The 2,550-nt window shown below is 71.4% G+C and carries 3 protein-coding genes; all 3 read right to left on the reverse strand.

Translation table 11 applies throughout. The features are described 5' to 3' along the window. On the reverse strand, positions 1–423 hold a 423-nt coding region (locus APM_RS11625; protein WP_039888427.1), incomplete at its 3' end, for a TAXI family TRAP transporter solute-binding subunit. Between the two features lie 153 nt (positions 424–576). Next, positions 577–1,527, reverse strand: a complete 951-nt coding sequence (gene pip, locus APM_RS11630) for a prolyl aminopeptidase (protein ID WP_007423576.1) — start codon at positions 1,525–1,527, stop codon at positions 577–579. Then, a partial coding sequence (locus APM_RS11635) for a DegT/DnrJ/EryC1/StrS aminotransferase family protein (protein WP_007423577.1) occupies positions 1,514–2,550 on the reverse strand: 1,037 nt, incomplete at its 5' end. The genes APM_RS11635 and pip, both read right to left, overlap by 14 nt.

Raw genomic sequence — 2,550 nt, forward strand, 5'->3', positions numbered from 1 at the left:
CCGCTTGCCGTCCAGGTCGCGCAGCCGGCGCAACCCGCTCCGCGCCGGCGCGAAAATCTGCAGGCTCGCGCCGAAGACCGGAAACAGGGCGCGGAATCCCTGGAGCTTCACGCCGCTGGTCCAGGCGCCCTGGCCCATCCAGGCCTGTTCGGCGACGGCCAGCACCGCGAGGCCCAGCTGTGCCGCGTGCTGCTCCACCAGCAGGATGTTGGCGGCGCTGCCGCCGGATGCGCGGTAGGACACGGAAATCCGCGCGGCCTTCTGCGCCAGCTGTCCCCAGGCCTGGCCATAGACCGAGAACCCGCCGCCCGGCTGGCCGGTCCCCATCGTGATGGCCACCGGCATCACCGGCAGGCTCGCCGCCCGCGCCGCCAGAGGCGCCCCGGCCATCGCCCCCAACACCGCGCGCCGTCCCCGCGCCATTGCCATTCTCCTCGTCATGTCCCGCGTTGTTCCGCCCGATTTGGGCGAATTCAGGGCGCAGCCTCCTGCCATGCCCGATCCGTCGCACCGGACACGACGTGATCACGAAACCGGTACGTTCGCTTAAAATACGAAACCATCGGCAAGGCAAATTCAGGTCAGGTTGCGGATCCGCTCCAGCCCGGCCAGCAGCGCCGCGCGAATGCCCGGCTCCAGCGCCGAGTGCCCGGCATCCGGCACCACCGTCAGCCGCGCGGCGGGCCAGGCGTCGGCGAGGTCGAAGGCGGAATTCGGCGGGCAGATCATGTCATAGCGCCCCTGCACGATCTCGCCCGGCACGCCGGCCAGCCGCCCCATCCCGGCCAGCAGCCCGTCCGGCGGCAGGAACAGGTTGTTGAGGAAGTAATACGCCTCGATCCGCGCGAGCCCGAGCGAGGTGCGGTCCTGCGCGAAGGCGCTCACCGTCTCGTAGCTCGGCAGCAGCGTCGAGCACGATCCCTCATAGACCGACCAGGCCTGCGCCGCCGGCAGGTGAATGGCCGGATCGGGGTCGCAGAGCCGGCGGAAATAGCTCCCCAGCAGATCGCCGCGCTCCGCCTCGGGCAGGAAGTTCACCAGCGCCGCGTGCGCATCGGGGAAGAAGCGGGCGATCCCTTCGAGGAACCATTCCACCTCGCTCGGCCGGCCGAGGAAGATGCCGCGCAGCACCATGCCCATCACCCGCTCGGGATGCGCCTGGGCATAGGCCAGCGCGAGGGTCGATCCCCAGGAACCGCCGAACAGCAGGAACTGCCTGATGCCGAGATGCTCGCGCAGCGCCTCGATATCCTCGATCAGCGCCGGCGTCGTGTTGCGCGCGAGGCTGCCCAGCGGCGTCGAGCGCCCGGCGCCGCGCTGGTCGAAGATCACCACGCGCCAGAATGCCGGGTCGAAGAAGCGCCGGTGCACCGCGCCCGCGCCGGCGCCCGGCCCGCCATGCAGGAACAGCACCGGCCGCCCGCGCGGGTTGCCCACCTGCTCCCAGTAGATCACATGCCCGTCGCCGACCGGCAGATACCCCGTCTGATACGGGCCGACCTCGGGGAACAGGTCACCCCGCGGCATCGGCCGCCCCTTCGAGGCAGGCCTCGATCACCCGCGCCACCTGCGCGTCGTCGAGATCGGGATGCAGCGGCAGCGCCATGATCCGCGTCGCCACATCCTCCGAAACCGGCAGCGCCGTCCCGTCATGCGAGGCGCGATAGGCCGGCTGGTGATGCAGCGGCTTCGGATAATACACCGCACTCGGAACACCGCGGGCGCGCAGCCGCGCCTGCATCGCCTCGCGCGCCGCGCCATCGCGCAGCAGCACCGCATAGATCGCCCAGGCGCTCGAACTCTCCGGCACGCGGACGGGGGTGGCGAACACCGATGCCAGCGCCTCGTCATACCGCCGGGCGATCGTCTCCCGCCGCGCCAGCTCCGCCTCGAACACGTCGAGCTTGGCGAGCAGCACCGCCGCCTGCAGCGTGTCCAGCCGCCCGTTCATGCCGATCCGCTGCACGTCGTAGCGCGTCGTCCCCTCGCCATGGGTGCGCAGCGAGCGATACAGCGCCGCGCGCTCGTCGCTCTCGGTGAACAGCGCGCCGCCATCGCCATAGGCGCCGAGCGGCTTCGAGGGGAAGAAACTCGTCGCCGTCGCATCCGCGGCGCGGCCGAGCCGCTCGCCGCCGAGTGCGGCGCCGAAGGCCTGCGCGCAGTCATCCAGCGTGAACAGCCCGTGCCGGGCGGCGATGTCGCGCAGCGCCGGCCAGGGCGCGGGCTGCCCGAACAGATCGACCCCGACCACCGCCCGCGGCCGCAGCAATCCGGCCGCGTTCACCGCGCCGATCCGCGCCTCCAGATGCGCGGGGTCGATCTGGAACGTCGCCGGATCGATATCGACGAAAACCGGCGTCGCGCCGAGCAGCAGCGGCACCTCGGCGGTCGCGGTATAGGTGAAGGCCGGCAGGAACACGGCATCGCCCGGCCCGATCCCCTCCGCCATCATCGCGATCTGCAGCGCGTCGGTGCCCGAACTCACGCTGACGCAATGAGCCGCCCCGCAGAACGCGGCGAGCCGCTGCTCCAGCTCGGTGACTTCGGGGC

Source organism: Acidiphilium sp. PM, assembly GCF_000219295.1.
In the GTDB taxonomy this organism is placed as follows: Bacteria; Pseudomonadota; Alphaproteobacteria; order Acetobacterales; family Acetobacteraceae; genus Acidiphilium; species Acidiphilium multivorum.